Annotated in this window: 1 rRNA gene; it reads right to left on the bottom strand. The window is 54.2% G+C overall.

Going from position 1 to position 587, the window contains the following annotated elements:
- Positions 1-587 (bottom strand): 23S ribosomal RNA (locus tag JUI81_RS31650); the annotation flags it as partial.

Here is a 587-nt window from a genome sequence, read left to right as displayed (position 1 = left end):
GCTAGTTTCCCGCTTAGATGCTTTCAGCGGTTATCTATTCCGAACATAGCTACCCGGCAATGCCACTGGCGTGACAACCGGAACACCAGAGGTTCGTCCACTCCGGTCCTCTCGTACTAGGAGCAGCCCCTCTCAAATCTCAAACGTCCACGGCAGATAGGGACCGAACTGTCTCACGACGTTCTAAACCCAGCTCGCGTACCACTTTAAATGGCGAACAGCCATACCCTTGGGACCGGCTTCAGCCCCAGGATGTGATGAGCCGACATCGAGGTGCCAAACACCGCCGTCGATATGAACTCTTGGGCGGTATCAGCCTGTTATCCCCGGAGTACCTTTTATCCGTTGAGCGATGGCCCTTCCATACAGAACCACCGGATCACTAAGACCTACTTTCGTACCTGCTCGACGTGTCTGTCTCGCAGTCAAGCGCGCTTTTGCCTTTATACTCTACGACCGATTTCCGACCGGTCTGAGCGCACCTTCGTACTCCTCCGTTACTCTTTAGGAGGAGACCGCCCCAGTCAAACTACCCACCATACACTGTCCTCGATCCGGATAACGGACCTGAGTTAGAACCTCAAAGT

This window comes from Pseudomonas sp. 008, assembly GCF_016861935.1.
GTDB lineage: Bacteria > Pseudomonadota > Gammaproteobacteria > Pseudomonadales > Pseudomonadaceae > Aquipseudomonas.
The sequence above is the reverse complement of the archived record's forward strand: the minus strand, read 5'-3'. Positions and strand labels throughout refer to the sequence as shown.